The organism is Nocardia vaccinii NBRC 15922 (assembly GCF_001613305.1).
Taxonomy (GTDB): domain Bacteria; phylum Actinomycetota; class Actinomycetes; order Mycobacteriales; family Mycobacteriaceae; genus Nocardia; species Nocardia vaccinii.
In genome coordinates this window covers 1-14,648 of record NZ_BDCC01000065.1, presented here as the reverse complement: position 1 = coordinate 14,648, position 14,648 = coordinate 1, and the positions used below count along the sequence as shown (strand labels likewise).

14 protein-coding genes and 2 pseudogenes are annotated in these 14,648 nt (G+C 65.0%); 10 read left to right on the top strand and 6 right to left on the bottom strand.

The window, feature by feature from the left end; all coding sequences use genetic code 11:
- Positions 1-126 precede the first annotated feature (126 nt).
- Positions 127-549 carry a VOC family protein gene (locus NV1_RS33805; RefSeq protein ID WP_067900990.1) on the bottom strand — a complete coding sequence of 141 codons (423 nt, stop codon included), beginning with the start codon at positions 547-549 and terminating at the stop codon, positions 127-129.
- Between the two features lie 672 nt (positions 550-1,221).
- On the opposite strand from NV1_RS33805, the gene lpqS reads away from it, so the two are divergent.
- From lpqS to NV1_RS42735, 5 genes and pseudogenes are all read left to right on the top strand, one after another.
- Positions 1,222-1,650 (top strand): putative copper homeostasis (lipo)protein LpqS, encoded by a 429-nt coding sequence (gene lpqS / locus NV1_RS47290; RefSeq protein ID WP_067900987.1) that lies wholly within the window; start codon positions 1,222-1,224, stop codon positions 1,648-1,650.
- Positions 1,651-1,862: 212 nt separating this feature from the next.
- Positions 1,863-2,885 (top strand): PLP-dependent cysteine synthase family protein, encoded by a 1,023-nt coding sequence (locus tag NV1_RS33795; RefSeq protein ID WP_245714070.1) that lies wholly within the window; start codon positions 1,863-1,865, stop codon positions 2,883-2,885.
- Positions 2,882-4,195: an MFS transporter gene (locus NV1_RS33790; protein WP_174557515.1), complete on the top strand. Its 1,314-nt coding sequence runs from the start codon at positions 2,882-2,884 to the stop codon at positions 4,193-4,195. The genes NV1_RS33795 and NV1_RS33790 overlap by 4 nt, the downstream gene beginning before the upstream one ends.
- A gap of 159 nt (positions 4,196-4,354) precedes the next feature.
- Positions 4,355-4,993 carry a sulfocyanin-like copper-binding protein gene (locus NV1_RS33785; RefSeq protein ID WP_067900985.1) on the top strand — a complete coding sequence of 213 codons (639 nt, stop codon included), beginning with the start codon at positions 4,355-4,357 and terminating at the stop codon, positions 4,991-4,993.
- Between the two features lie 34 nt (positions 4,994-5,027).
- Positions 5,028-5,171 (top strand): annotated as a pseudogene (locus NV1_RS42735) (ArsR family transcriptional regulator); the annotation flags it as partial.
- A 135-nt stretch (positions 5,172-5,306) separates the two neighbouring features.
- On the opposite strand, the gene NV1_RS33780 reads toward NV1_RS42735, so the two are convergent.
- The 3 genes from NV1_RS33780 to NV1_RS33770 form a co-directional block, all read right to left on the bottom strand.
- Complete coding sequence (locus NV1_RS33780; protein WP_067900982.1) at positions 5,307-5,987, bottom strand: class I SAM-dependent methyltransferase; 681 nt, start codon at positions 5,985-5,987, stop codon at positions 5,307-5,309.
- 90 nt (positions 5,988-6,077) lie between these two features.
- A complete protein-coding gene (locus NV1_RS33775; RefSeq protein WP_067901175.1) occupies positions 6,078-6,791 on the bottom strand; it encodes a cation efflux transmembrane domain-containing protein in 714 nt (237 codons plus the stop codon).
- Positions 6,791-7,120, bottom strand: coding sequence for an ArsR/SmtB family transcription factor (locus NV1_RS33770; protein ID WP_067900980.1), 330 nt, complete (start codon positions 7,118-7,120; stop codon positions 6,791-6,793). Before NV1_RS33770 ends, NV1_RS33775 begins: the two co-directional genes overlap by 1 nt.
- An 866-nt stretch (positions 7,121-7,986) precedes the next feature.
- Here NV1_RS33770 and NV1_RS33765 point away from each other — a divergent pair.
- Positions 7,987-8,628, top strand: a complete 642-nt coding sequence (locus NV1_RS33765; protein WP_067901171.1) for a type IV toxin-antitoxin system AbiEi family antitoxin domain-containing protein — start codon at positions 7,987-7,989, stop codon at positions 8,626-8,628.
- Positions 8,625-9,374, top strand: coding sequence for a nucleotidyl transferase AbiEii/AbiGii toxin family protein (locus NV1_RS33760; RefSeq protein ID WP_067900977.1), 750 nt, complete (start codon positions 8,625-8,627; stop codon positions 9,372-9,374). Before NV1_RS33765 ends, NV1_RS33760 begins: the two co-directional genes overlap by 4 nt.
- A 254-nt stretch (positions 9,375-9,628) precedes the next feature.
- Here the strand turns inward: NV1_RS33760 and NV1_RS33755 are convergent, their stop codons facing one another.
- On the bottom strand, positions 9,629-9,832 hold the full coding sequence (locus NV1_RS33755) for a cold-shock protein (protein WP_067683722.1): 204 nt from the start codon (positions 9,830-9,832) through the stop codon (positions 9,629-9,631).
- A 464-nt stretch (positions 9,833-10,296) separates the two neighbouring features.
- On the opposite strand from NV1_RS33755, the pseudogene NV1_RS33750 reads away from it, so the two are divergent.
- A pseudogene (locus NV1_RS33750) lies at positions 10,297-11,364 on the top strand (RNA polymerase sigma factor); the annotation flags it as partial.
- A gap of 315 nt (positions 11,365-11,679) precedes the next feature.
- Here the strand turns inward: NV1_RS33750 and NV1_RS33745 are convergent.
- The gene (locus NV1_RS33745) at positions 11,680-12,747 is read right to left on the bottom strand and encodes a fatty acid desaturase family protein (protein ID WP_067900975.1); all 1,068 of its coding nucleotides are present in this window, start codon (positions 12,745-12,747) and stop codon (positions 11,680-11,682) included.
- A gap of 647 nt (positions 12,748-13,394) precedes the next feature.
- Between NV1_RS33745 and NV1_RS33740 the strand changes: the two genes are divergently transcribed.
- A complete protein-coding gene (locus NV1_RS33740) occupies positions 13,395-13,820 on the top strand; it encodes a VOC family protein (protein ID WP_067900974.1) in 426 nt (141 codons plus the stop codon).
- Positions 13,813-14,403 carry a dihydrofolate reductase family protein gene (locus tag NV1_RS33735; protein WP_067900971.1) on the top strand — a complete coding sequence of 197 codons (591 nt, stop codon included), beginning with the start codon at positions 13,813-13,815 and terminating at the stop codon, positions 14,401-14,403. The genes NV1_RS33740 and NV1_RS33735 overlap by 8 nt, the downstream gene beginning before the upstream one ends.
- Positions 14,404-14,648 lie beyond the last annotated feature (245 nt).

The window sequence follows — 14,648 nt, the reverse complement described above, 5'->3', positions numbered from 1 at the left end:
GCCCGGGCCGCTGGGATTCGGCAGATTGCCCCGCTTCTCGCAGCTGTTCGACCGGGGCGACAAGGTCGTGGCCGGTGGAGTGAGGTCGGCCTACTGCGCCGGTGGGGTCGATGGGGCGCCGAGGGGTCAGCCGTGGAAGTACACGACCTCCCAGAGGTAACCGTCGGGATCGGCGAAGTATCCAGCGTAGATCGGCCAGGGCCGCTCCCGCGCGGGCCGAACGATCGTGCCACCGGCCCGCTGCGCCTGCGCCAGCACCTGTTCGACCTCTTCACGACTGTGGACGAACCAACCGAGACTGAACGGAGAGCCGGTCATCCGCCCGAGGCCGACCCCGGCATCGAGCGCCAGATCGGTGCGGGAGTACAGAGCCAGAACAAGTCCATTCTCGAGGGTGAACATGACGACGTCACCGGCAGGCTCACCGTCACCGCCGAACTCGGTTCCCACGATTCCCGGTGTGGGCAACCCCAGCCCATCGCGATAGAAGGACAGAGCGCGGTCGAGGTCGTCGACCGCGAGAGTGATGGCGTTGACAACGGGTCTCATACCGTCCAGTCAACGCCGCGGTTCCCGCAATCGTCTTGAACGAATCGGACGGCTCCTCTACGTACTTCTGGCAATACTGTGCCTCGATCACGCTCAGCAGCCATAGTTCCATCGTGACCCTGCTCGCGCGTCGGCATGAGCGGACTTCCGCGGGCGCAACAGGTTTCGCCGGATGTGTGGCGCTGTGGACTCATCCCGGGCGGCGCCCGACGCGAGCCGCGCACCCGACGCGCTCACCTGGTGAGGGTTGTCGGGAGCGCTGCTGTCGGCGCGGCGATTCCCGCGGTGTCATCGCCACGACGGGTGTGATGCGTGGTTCGCCGGTGCTGGGAACCGTGCCGGAGGTGACGGTCGATGCCGGGCACGGTTGAATGCTGCGGCGATGTCCGATCAAGGTCGTGTGGTTCATGCAGCGGGTCGCGTCGTCGCTGCGAACCGGGCGGACGGAAGGTAGTCTCGCCTGGCGTGCCGGCAATCCTCGACGCTGCTGTTGTGGTTGTGGGTGTCTGAGATCTGCTCGGGGACAATGTGGTTGGTGAAAGGGGTTCGTGTCCGATGGCTGGGATCGGCGAGCATCCGGGATCCGTACTGCGCGATCGCGTGGTGTGGTGCCGATCTCGGGCCAGGACCCGGTGATCGGCTGATGATGATCGTCTCCGGTGTGAGTGGGCGATGACGCCCATCGGTCGGTTGCGGCGCGGCGACTCCGTTCTGGCTCTGTTGGTCACGGTGGTGTTCGTCATCGCTGTGGCCATCACTTGTGACGTGGTTGCTGATGGTGCCGACGCCCACGCGCAGGCGGTCCCGGTGAATAGTCCGGTGGTTTCGGTTGCGGTGGCTGGTCTGTCGCATGGTCCGTCCGATAGCTGCGAGTGCCCGTGTGTTCCGCACGCCGGACACTGCCCGATGACCTCGCTATTGCCCAGCGGCCGGGGTGCTGTTCCCGTCCTGCATTTGTTCGGCCTGGTCGTGGCCGCGGGGCTGCTCGGTGCAATGGCCGGTGTCCTGTCGTGGTGCGGTGTTCGGGGGCCGCCGGTCGGTGCGCTGCCGGTGGTGGGTGGCCGGGGGATTCTCGCGCGGATCTGTATCACGCGGCGCTGACAGGTCAGCGGCAGGCCGACGGTGTTGTTCGTCCCGTCGGCCGGAGTCAGCCGCCCTGCTCAACGTCCCTGACCGCTGTTCGGCGGTTCGATACAGGAAGCGACAAATATGAACAAGGTTGTGCTCGACGCCGCGGTCGAGATTCCGGCCGCGCTCGTGGCAGCCCCGCCGGTGCGCGGCATCCCGAGGCGCTGGTCGGCAATACTCCGGTGATGTGGATCGGCGCCCCGCTGGCTCCCCGCGGTCGCGGGTTCTGGGCGAAGCTGGAGGGATTCAATCCGGGAGGCATGAAGGACCGTCCTGCTGTGCACATGGTGCGCTGCGCCGAGCAGCGCGGCGAGCTCACGCCGGGCGCGCGGATCATCGAATCATCAAGCGGCACGCTGGGATTGGGTCTGGCGCTGGCCGGGATGGTCTCCGGCCACCCGGTGACGGTGGTCACCGACCCGGGGCTGGAGCCGATCGTGGCGCGGATGCTCGCCGCGTTCGGTGCGCGGGTGGACCTGGTGGCGCAGCCGCACCCGATCGGTGGCTGGCAGCAGGCGCGCCGCGAGCGGGTCGCCGAGTTGCTGGACAACGAGCCGGGCGCGTGGTGCCCGGATCAGTACAACAACCCCGACAATGTTGCCGGGTACGAGTCGCTGGCGCTCGAGCTGGCCGGTCAGTTGGGCCGGGTGGATGTGCTGGTGTGCGCGGTCGGCACCGGCGGGCATTCCGCGGGTGTGGCGCGCGTGCTGCGCCGGTTCAACCCCGGGATGAGGCTGATCGGGGTCGACTCGGTGGGCTCCACCATCTTCGGCCAGCCGGCGGGACCGCGGGTGATGCGCGGGCTGGGATCGAGCATCCACCCGCGCAACGTCGACTACGACGCCTTCGACGAAATCCATTGGGTCGCACCGTCGGAGGCGGTGTGGGCGTGCCGCACCCTGGCCGCCACCCACTACGCGTCGGGCGGCTGGAGTGTGGGTGCGGTCGCACTGGTAGCCGGGTGGCTGGCGCGGGTGAACGATCCGGACGTCCGCATCGCCACCGTGTTTCCCGACGGGCCACACCGCTACTTCGACACCGTCTACAACGACGACTACTGCCACCGCCACGGCCTACTCGATGCCGGCCCGCCCGTGGAGCCGGGCACCGTGACACATCCGGCCGAGCGGGTGGTGACCTCGTGGACTCGCTGCACCACCGTCATCGAGCCGTCCACTACCGACCCGGTCTCGGAGCGGGTGTCGTGACCGCGGTGACGCAGTTCCGCAGCTTCGATCTGCCCGCCCGGCTGTTGATGATCAACCAGTTCGGCATCAACCTCGGTTTCTACATGCTGATGCCGTATCTGGCCGGATATCTGTCCGGGCCACTGGGTTTGGCGGCGTGGGCGGTCGGGCTGGTGCTGGGCGTGCGCAACTTTTCCCAGCAGGGCATGTTCCTGGTCGGCGGCACGCTGGCCGACCGGCTCGGCTACAAACCGCTGATCGTGGCCGGATGCCTGCTGCGCACAGCGGGTTTCGGGCTACTGGTCTTCGCGACCTCGTTGCCTGCTGTGCTGATCGCTTCGGCGGCAACGGGTTTCGCGGGCGCATTGTTCAATCCCGCGGTCCGTGCCTATCTGGCCGCGGACGCCGGAGAACGCCGGCTGGAGGCGTTCGCGGTGTTCAACATGTTCTATCAGGCCGGCATCCTCGCGGGACCGCTGGTCGGGCTCGCGTTGATGGCGTTGGATTTTCGGATCACGGCGGGAGCAGCGGCGGTGGTGTTCGCCGCGTTGACGGTGGCGCAACTGTTCGCGCTGCCGGCTCGGCGTGCCGAAACATCCAAGGTGAAGACATCGGTCCTGCACGATTGGCGAACGGTGGTCGCGAACCGCCGGTTCGTTGCCTTCGCGGTGGCCATGATCGGCTCGTATGTGCTGTCCTTCCAGGTATATCTGGCTCTGCCGTTGCAGGCCGAATACCTTGATCGGGCACGGGCGCAGGCCCTGACCTCGGCGGTGTTCGTGATCTCAGGAGTCGTCGCGGTGGCCGGGCAGCTGCGGATCACCGCCTGGTTCAAAAACCGCTGGGGTAGCGGCCGCAGCCTGATCGTCGGCGTCGGCACGATGGCGGTATCGTTCGCGCCGCTGGCGATCGTGCCCGGTCCGCGGATATTCGGCACGGCCGGGGCGGTTGCGGCGCTGATGGTGTCGGCGGCACTGTTGGCGATCGGAACGGCGGCGGTGTTCCCGTTCGAGATGGACACCGTGGTCTCGTTATCGGGCGGCACGCTGGTGGCTACTCACTACGGCTTCTACAACACCGTGGTGGGAGTGGGGATCCTGGGCGGCAATCTGGCCACCGGTGCGGTGGTCGGCGCCGCGCGGACGGCCGGGGTCGAGTGGACGGTATGGGCCGGGCTGATCGTCATCGGGGCGCTGGCGGCGGGCGCGTTGGGCATACTCGACCGCCGACGCCCGGCCGAAGAGCCGATGATCGCCGACCCGATCGCCATGATGGACACCGACCGCTACGCCCGCGACAGGCCTCCGGTACGCGCAGTCAGCCGGCCATAACTCGATTTCCCGACGGCGGACGGGATCAGAAAGCGGGCAGGGAACCGAACGGCGTGACTCGAGGACATTTGCCAGGGACTTCTGGTAGGGAGGTCCCTTTCACTACGGCAATGCTTCCGCAGATAGTGAGTCCACGGTGAGCGAACGGACGGGATCGGTATGAACCGCACACGCATTGTCCTCCTGGTGTCGGCAGCAGTGATTGCTGCGATCGTCCTCACGGGTTTCGGAGTCGGGTTGATGGTGCGTGGTGGTCCCGGCTCGATGATGGGTGGTGATTCGGGAACCGTCATGGGATCACGGCTTCGCGATGCACCGGGACCGCGCGTCGATGATGCCGACGCCATGGCGCTAGGTGCGCAGATCCCTGCCGGCGGCACAGTCGATCAGGGACGACATGCGCTCACCTTCACCGGTCGCGATGTGCGTCTGGCGGTGCTGGCCAGTCCGTCCATGCCCGCAGAGAATTTCCGGATCGCCGGAATGGACAATCCCACGGTGACAGTGCCGTTCGGCGCGCATGTCACCATGGAGGTGATCAACGCCGACGGCGACATGGCGCATGGACTGGTAGTCACCACTACCAGGACGTCGTCCCCCATGCCGATTATGATGGTTACGCCCGCCTTCGCAGGAGCCGCGCTGTCAGCGCTCGGTGCCTCCCGGCCGGCCGAGATGCACGCCCAGACGCTGACCTTCACCGCCGATACAGCTGGCGAATATCGGTATGTGTGCCCGGTGCCGGGCCACATTCAGAAAGGCATGATCGGGACATTCATCGTCGCGCCGCAGACGTGATCGGTTCAGTCCCGGCGGCTCGAACATCGTGAATCGGTACTGCCGGGGCGCCTACTGCGTCATGGCACCCGACGCCGTCCGGATCGCTCGCACCGCCGGTCGCGCGCTCAAACGCCTGGATCAAGGCATGCTCGAGTGGGCACTCGCCGGACTACCCGTGGACGCCCGACCGGCCTGACCGGTATCGAGCCACCTCGGATCCGATCCATGGAGCGATCCGAAGACGGCAGGCGAGGACGTAGAGCTACGCGTCGTCGCGGTCATTGCGAGTCGGCTACGGCGCCTACACCAGCCGCCGAGCCGCTCGGTGTGTTCAGCGGCGAGTCTGGGTGATACTCCACAAGCGGCGCGGCAGCGCGCCTTCCTCGAATTCACCGATCTGCTGCAGATCCCAGCCGGTTGCGAGGTCCTCGACCAGAGCTCGGGAGAAGAAGTGCACCGCGAACCCGCCGTGCTCGTAGATGTCGTCACCATGGTCGATACCGGCACCGTAGTGCGCGTCGCCGGTGTGGCGCACCGTGTAGAACAGGACACCGCCGGGCCGCAACACCCGCCGGATCTCCTCGACCAGAACACGAATCTGGTTGGTGGACAACGCCATACACAACAGCATGTGAGCGTACACCGCATCCGTCGATTCATCGGCCAACGGCAAGGGTTCCCGCACGTCGAGGATCTGGATGGTGACACCGGCATGACCGTCGGCGCGGGCGCGCGCACGCAATTGGTTCAGGCCCGTCTCGCTGAAGTCCGTGGCATGGACCTCGAACCCCGCACGCGCCAGATACAGCGCGTCACGACCGTGCCCGGCACCCAGTTCGAGCACCGTGCGCACGCCGGCGGCCCGGAAAACCTCGGCGGCCCGCACCGCGGTCTCCGCTGGTTCCTGCCCGTACATCTCCGGGTTCGCGTCGTAGGTGGACTGCCAATGCTGCCGCTGCCTGTCGCCGAGGTCGGGTGCTTCGGGCTTGCGTACGGCGTCGTAGCTGCTCACGCTCTCATTGTCGATACCTGACAACCGCAAGGCCGACTGGGGTACCTCCCAGGGGGAACGGCCGTGAACGGGGCGCAGCAGCGCGTGTGCTCAGTCGCAGCAGTCGCAGTCGTGCCCACTGTCGCCGGTCACGGCCCCCGCGGCGGTCGGGGTAGGACAGCAGGTATCGCCTTGCCAGGCGTTGGTGCCTTCCTTGACCGCGAGCACGGCGATGACCAGGGCGGCGATCGGGTCGGCCCACGACCAGCCGAACAGGCTGTTGAGCAGCAACCCGACCAGCAGAACCGCCGACAGATAGGTGCAGATCAAGGTCTGCTTGGAATCGGCTACCGCGGTCGCGGAGCCGAGTTCGTGCCCGGCGCGGCGCTGCGCGGCCGACAGTATCGGCATGATCACCAGACTCGCTGCGGCCAAACCGATTCCGATCGGCGAGTGCCGTGCCTCGCCGAGGCCGAGTAGGCCCCGAATGGCGTCGATGCTGACGTAGAGCGCGAGGGCGAAGAACGAGAACGCGATGATCCGCAACGCGATCTTCTCGCGCTTTTCCGGGTCACATCCAGCGAACTGCCAGGCGACCGCTGCCGCGGAGGATACCTCGATCACCGAGTCCAGCCCGAACCCGATCAACGCGATCGAGGACGCCCGCGAACCCTCGGTGAGCGCGATGATCGCCTCGATCACGTTGTAGGAGATCGTCGCGGCGACGAACCAGCGGATCCGGCGCACCAACAGCAACCGCCGCTGCGGCGACGGCTCGACCGCTATCGCCGACGGAATCCCGGGCATACCCAGCGACTGCGACATCAGCAGCATCCCTCGGACTCCGCGGCCGGGCAGCACGCCGGATCCACTGCCGGCACCAGCCCGAGCAGATCCTCCAGCGCGGCGGCGATACGCCGGTCGGCGAGCTCGTAGCGGCTGCGACGCCCCTCCGGAACCGCGACGACGAGACCGCAACCGCGAAGGCAGGCAAGGTGATTGGACAGGATCTGCCGGGACACCCCGATCTGCTCGGCCAGATCCGACGGATACCCGGGCCCGGCTCGCAAGCTCAACAGGATCCGGGTCCGGGTCGGGTCCGACAGTGCGTGCCCGAACCGGGCCAGCGCGTCGTAGTGCAGCAAGGTCTCCACACCGACAACGGTACATTATTTTCTGTATTCATATTGCTCTGTATCATTCTCGGGATCGATTGCCTCGAATCGTGTGATCGCAGCCCTCACAACCACAGCGCCTGGCCCCTATCGTGTTGTCCCATGGCTACTTTCGTGTCGGCCCAGAATCCCCGGCAACACGACGACGAGATGATTGAGGCGTTCGATCAAGGTCCCCCGCTGGATAGCACGAATAGAGCTTCGCCACGCCCTCCCGACGGCCTGTCGATGCGAGCGTACATATCGAACGCATCGACCGCACGACGTGCGAGCAGGATCGGGCGGTGGTCCGCTCAGGACGTCTGTGGGTCGAGATGCCGGTGTGGTGTGGGATGGGCTGACGATGTCTCTCGCGGTTCGGTATATCAGTGGTGCGGAGGGGGCGTGTTACTGCTGTGCAGACGAAAGCGCTTGCCGCACTTCTGGAAAAGGTAGGCATGCATGCTCGCATGCCGGCGGGGCCTGATTGCCGGTCACAGGCAGGGTTGCCCACGTTTCGTGTTTGCCTTGGGTGTCGTACCAGGGCAACTGCCCGACCTGCATGTTTCGGTTTCGCGTCGGGGATGCGGAAGTGTTGTGCGTGTTGGGAAAACGCGCTGAGCTGCGAAAATATCTGTCGCAGGTACGTGCCCCCGGCAGGGCACACAAAACATGGGCAACCGGAAAACGCCTGGTCACCGTGGAGGTGTACCCGGTCTGAGCGCTGCCGATGGAGCCATGTCCGTTGACTATCATGGGCCGCAGATAAGACCAGGCGGTGGACAAGGCAGCGGCCGTTGTGTGCGGTAGTATGCATTTCGTTGGGTAATAGCCAACTATATGCATAGTTTTGGGAGGCGGTGCTGGTGGCTGAGCGTCGAAGTGCATCGCTGCCCAGTGAGCTCTGGCGGGCGCCGCTTCGAACTGTGCGGCCCCAGGACTTGGCCGACATCTACGCCCAACCGCGGCCCGAGGTCGCGCGGCTCGCCGATCGGGGCCTGCTGCACCGCATCGCTCACGGTTACTACATCATCGTCCCGCCGGACTATGTCGGCCGGACCTGGCTGCCCGGTCTCGAGGCGGCGGCCGCGGGTATCGCGTCGTCGATTTTCGGTGCGGATCAGGTCGTCGTCATGGGCATCAGCGCGGCCCGCCTGCTGGGAGCCATACCTCGTGCATTGACGACTGCGGTTGTCGCGGTTCCGAGTCAGCATCGGCCGATCGCACTGACCGACCGATCGGCACGGGTTCGGTTCGTCCGCCGAGATACCGACGCTCTCGACGCCGAGCGTATCGAAACCTCACTGGGGCCGGCGCTGGTCTCTACCCCGGAACAGACGGTGCTCGATCTTGCCCGGCGCCCGGAATTGGGCAATGCCGAAGCGGAGGTTCGTTCGGCGATCGAGACGCTCTACCGCCGGTGTGATTCGGAGAGACTCGCACAACTCGCTACTGATCAACGTCTGGGTGTGGCGCTTCGACGTGCGGAAAATTGGGTCGGAGCATGAGCATCGACGAACGTGACAGTGTCGCAATTCAATTCGGAGTCTCCCCGGACCAGGTCGAGCGCGACCATCTGATCTCCCATCTGCTGGCAGCAATCAGCCGAGGGTTCGGTGACCGGTTGCACTTCATCGGTGGAACCGCTCTTGCCCGTACACATTTGGTGAACGGCAGGCTCAGTGAAGACATCGATCTGGTTGCGTTGGACAACCGAACGGCACTCGCCGCCGAACTCGACGCAGCTTTGCCACGATCCGTCGCGCGGAGCTACGGTCGGCTGGAATGGGCGCCGTCGCTGAGCGCTGTCTCGGACACGGGGGCCGCCAACCTTCGCTCCGCGTCCGGTGTGTCCGTCAAGATGCAGTTGCTGTCGGCACGCGAGCGAACAGTGTGGCCGACCGAACTCCGCGGTCTCGAGCAACGTTACAGCGACGTGCCGCCAGCCGAGCTGTTCGTTCCCACTTTGCCGGCCTTTGCTGCAGGGAAGACAGTGACATGGCACGACCGGCGTGCATCACGTGACCTCTGGGACCTTTGGGCCTTGAGCGGCATCGGTGCGATCGATGGCGCTGCGGGAGCAATGTACAGGAGATATGGTCCGACAAACCGATTCCCGGGCCGGCAATTGTTCGATCACGCACCGGGCGAAGACGACTGGAATACACAACTGGCCGGGCAGACCCGGCTGGTGATTACGGCTGAGACTGCGCTGGCTGCGGTTCGGGCCGCCTGGGCGCAAGTTGTGGAATGACCGGTGCGTTCGACAGGCATCTGGAACAAGAACTCGTGCGTCGGGAGAGCGGTCCATAGCCTGTAGTCATGGGGACAAGACGGATTCGAACGCCCCAGGCCAAAGAGCCCGTGTGGATTTCGCTGAGCCAATCCGACTTCACCCGCGCGACATCGAAGACCAGGTCGCATGAAGCCCGAGTCAGGCCTGTTGCCGCCAACAAAAAAGCTTCGCGCCCTGGTAGGGTGCGAAGCTCTTCACGAACTCGGGATGAATCAGATCACGCGGACGTCCACTGCTTGGGGGCCCTTCTGGCCCTGCTCCACGGAGAACTCGACACGCTGACCCTCATCGAGGGATTTGTAACCCGAGCCGCTCACGGCCGAGTAATGCACGAAGACGTCCGGTCCGCCTCCGTCTTGAGCGATGAAACCGAAGCCCTTTTCACCGTTGAACCACTTCACACTGCCTTGAGTCATGCTGTAAACAACTTCTTTTCTGTAGTGAGCCGGGCAATTTCTGGTAAGGAGCCCGTCCTCGGTCCTTACTATGCCATGACCTCCGACGATCCCGCACATCGTGTTTCGGTCAGCGGTCGCGCAGCGACCGGCAGGAGCGGGGTCCGTCCAGCAGAGTACGGCCGCGGATTGTCGCAGACGGACCTCGATCCCAACGCGCGGACGTGACCCGCTCGCGGCGCCACCATCCCGACAGCCAGCGGTACGGGGTCGGCCCGAATCCGAATCGCCCCTACCGCCCGCCGCACGTGATCACATGGCAGATCGCTCCGAAGCGTAGTGGAAGGGTATGGGCTGGGGCCTGTGGTCGCCTCACTTCGTCTGTTGACCAGTACGCTGGTTATTGGTCCCGGTGATTGCCGAGCCGCTCGAGGCCTCTCTGCGGTCCTGTTTCTCGAATCGCGATGCCGCCCGAATCTCTCGGAGAGGCGAATGTGGCAACGACCGCAGGCGAAACAAATGACCAAGATTCCACTGGCACCTTGACGGAGCAGGATGATGCTGCGGACGACATCTGGGATGAGGACGAGTCTCCGGCGCTGCGTCGGGCGCGCAAGGAAGCCGAGTTCACCGCCGGTGGGGACTCGACACGGGCGTATCTGAAGCAGATCGGGCGAGTTCCGCTACTCTCCGCGGCCGAGGAGGTCGATCTCGCGGTTCGGATCGAAGTCGGTCTGTATGCGGTGCAGAAACTGCAGGTCGAATGCGAGGGGGCCGCGGGTCTCACGATCGCACGTCGCCGAGACTTGACCTGGCTCGTACAGGATGGCGTCGCGGCCAAAGATCATCTGCTCGAGGCGAACCTGCGGCTGGTGGTGTCGATCGCCAAGCGGTACACCGGGCTGGGTATGGCCTTCCTCGACCTGATCCAGGAGGGCAATCTGGGTCTGGTGCGGGCGGTGGAAAAGTTCGACTACAGCAGAGGATTCAAGTTCTCGACCTATGCCACATGGTGGATTCGCCAGGCGATTTCTCGCGCCATGGCCGACCAGGCCCGCACCATACGAATCCCCGTGCACATGGTGGAGATCATCAACAAGCTCGGGCGTGTAGAGCGTGAACTGCTGCAGCAGCTGGGCCGCGAGGCGACCCCCCAAGAGCTTGCCGCGGAATTGGGTCTCACCCCGGCGAAGGTGCTCGAGGTTCGGCTAATCGCACGGGAGCCGATCTCGTTGGATCAGACGCTCGGTGACGAGGGCGCGAGCCAGTTCGGCGATTTCATCGAAGATTCCGAGGCTGTCGTGGCCGTCGAGAAAGTGGCGTTCACTCTGCTGCAGGAGCAGTTGCGGTCGGTACTCGATACGCTCGGCGAGCGTGAAGCTGGCGTCATGCGCCTGCGTTACGGCTTGGGTGATGGGCAGCCTCGAACGCTCGACGATATCGGGAAGGTCTACGGCGTCACCCGGGAGCGGATCCGGCAGATCGAGTCGAAGACGATGTCGAAGCTCCGTCACCCGTCGCGCTCACAGTTGCTTCGGGATTACCTCGAGTAGAGGGCGATGGTCCCGCGGACGGTTGAAGGTCAGCAGCGGGCCTGCCGCAGTTGTCCAACGTCATCGAGAACGCCGCGTAGTCGGTCGAGGGGCCGGCACACCTCCAGCGGTTGTCGTACGAGATCATCAGCGAGGGTTGGAAAGACAGTGACACCGACGTCGCTGTCGGTGAGATCGTCGGTGGCTACTGGCCGCGACCCACTCAACGGTGTCGACCAGTGACCATCGGTCCCCGGGGAGGTGCTCATTGTCCGACATGCTGGATGCCGGGTTGAACGGGCTGCAGGCGTGAGACGCGTTGTGGTGCGGGAACTTTCATCCGGCGTTCTGCTGTGGGCCGGTGGTGCGCAGGGGTGCGCCGACGTGGTGCAGGTGCTTCAGTACCTCGCGGTATGAGGAGATCAGCCAGGTCTCGTGGTAGGGCACGCCGATTTCGGCGCAGTAGTCGCGGACGATCAGGTGGGCGTGACGCAGGTTCGGTGTCGGCATGCTCGGGAACAGGTGGTGTTCGATCTGATAGTTGAGTCCGCCGAGGGCGATGTCGGTCAGCACGCCGCCTCGCACGTTGCGGGAGGTCAGCACTTGTCGGCGTAGGTAGTCGGGGCGGTCGTCTCCGGTCAGTGTCGGCATGCCCTTGTGGTTGGGGGCGAAGATGCAGCCCATGTACAGGCCGAACAGCGCTTGGTGGACAGCGAGGAACGCGAACGCTTTGTCGGCGGGCAGAACGGCGAACAGTGCGGCCAGGTAGGCGGCGAAGTGGCCGAACAGCAGCGCGCCTTCCAGTCCGCGGTGCTTGACCGATCGGCTTGCCAGCGCACGGACGCCGGACAGATGGAGGTTCAGGCCCAACAGCATCAGCAGGGGAAAGAACAGGAATGCCTGCGCCCTCCCGATGAGATGAGCCACGCCACGGCTGGCCCGTGCTTGCCGTTGTGACCAGAGGAGAACGTCGGGTGTGACATCGGGGTCGAGTTCCTCGTGGTTCGGGTTGGCGTGATGCCGGGTGTGCTTGTCCTGCCACCAGCCGTACGCCAGACCGATGCCGGCGTTGCCGACGAGTCGGCCCACGACCTCCGTCGGCCGCCGCAGCCGGAAGACTTGGCGGTGCGCGACATCATGCATGACCAGGGCGACCTGAGCGCACGCCACGGCCATGAACGCCGCAACCATGAGCGTCCACCACGAGTCACCGACGAGGACGAACGCTGCCCAGCCGGCCGCGAACGCGATCCCGACGAGGCTGAGCCGGACCGTGTAGTAGAGGGGACGCCGGGCCATCAGTCCCGCGTCGGAGATCCGGCGCAACAGACGGGCGTAATCACCGTCGGCGCCGCGCCGCGCTGATCGTGGAAACGACTCTGGAACCAAAGCTGGTGTCGTCATAGATCTTCCTGAGAGCTGGGTCGTAGATGCCACATTCGGCCGTCCTGAATGCCGACCGGAGGCTGAGTGAACTGCTCGGTGCGTCGGTCCGGAGGTGATGATTCGAAGCTATCGGCCGGATTCTCGTTCGACGTAATACCTTGGTATGACATGGGTTCGGGCTGCGATGTGATAACAAGCGCACACGCAGACCAGCCTCGACGGGCCGGGTGCGGAGCGGTCGACACGCGAGATCGACTGCGGCGCAAAACATCCGGAAACACCGATGATTGTGCGCCGTCCGGATGCTTCCGGCATGCAGGCGGCGCGATCGTGCTGCGAATCCGCCAGGCCCGCCGATCGTCGTGAACTACCAAATATCGGAGCTGAGCCCATGAGGGCTGAGCTCCGATGCCGCACAGGAGTACGTCTACTTGCGCTTCTTGTCCCTGTTCTCCAAGGCTTCCACGCCGGATTGAGCGGCGGCTGACATGGCCTTCTTCTTCAATTGCCATGACACATGATGCGGGAGTGAATCCCGTTTGATGTACCGAAGGCTGGGCTTGCGACGAGCCGGATGTCCGTGGATGTGGAGTTGTCGTGTCACCGATGAGTTCGACCGGCACGGCCGGTCATATCCAGCACAACGGACACATGGAGGTACGGGTATGAGAACGTTGCATGTCGGATTGCGGGTGGCCGATCTCGAGCGGTCGCTGACGTTCTACTCGGCTGTCGGTTACGAGGTCGTCGGCAGCGTGCCCGAGACGCCGATCGGGCATCTGACCATGCTGAAGCTCCCCGAGGACGAATTCGTCACCGTCGAGCTGGTGCACGACGGCAATCCGGTCGACCGCGGTTCCGACGTGAGTCATTTCGTCGTGCAGGTCGAGTCGATGGCCGACGCGCTCGAGGTCCTGGCCGGGCACGGGATCCAGCCGGTCGTCCCAGGGCAGGAAAGCGATGACGGCATGAAGACGACGTTCATCGCCGACCCGGACGGTCGCCGGATCGAACTCGTCCAGTGGCCCGCGGGCCACACCGCCGGCATGACCGCCGCCGATTGGCCGGAAAAGGGGCTCGAAGATGAGTAGAACACCAGTGCGGCTGTACATGTCCATGTCGGTCGACGGGTACATCACCGGGCCGGACGACCGGCCGGGCCAGGAACTCGGCCGCGGCGGATGGCGGCTGTTCGATTGGCTCGACGACCGGATGTCCGAGGGGATCAACGGGCAGGTGTACGCCGAGGCCGCGTCCACCGGAGCCGTGATATCCGGACGCCGCACGTTCGAGCTGGCCAAGCGATGGAACGGCGACCATCACGACGGCGTGCCGATCCACGTGCTCACCCACGTCGTCGACCCGGCCGACGAGCCGCCGGGCAGCGCGAAGTACTACACCGACGTCGACGCGTGTGCCGACGAGGCCCGAGAAGCAGCGGGAGATCGAGCCGTGCTGGTCCACGGCGCGGGTGCGGCACGGGCTCTGCTGGCGGCGGGCCAGCTCGATGAACTCGAACTGCACCTCGTTCCCGTACTGCTGGGTGACGGACGGCGGCTGTTCGAGCCGACCGGCCATGACCACATCGAACTGGAGTTGATCCGCAGACTCGAAGGCCGCAACGCCACACATCTGCGTTTCCGCGTAATCCCTCGAGAAGAGCAACAATCGTGACTGCCGCACGCGCTGTGGTCCCCGGCGGCATAGTCATTTCTTCACGACACCGGCAGCGACGAGTCTCCGACGAAACCATGGCGGCATGAGCTGATTTGGGCCTGCGACGTAACGAATCGCGTTGACCTGCGCAAACGGTGTCGCAGGTACGTGCCCCGGGGAGGGCACTATAAGGATGGGACCAGTACTGAACAGCGATTTTGCTGGGGAACGCTGACGATTCAAGCGGGATTCGGCTACCCTAA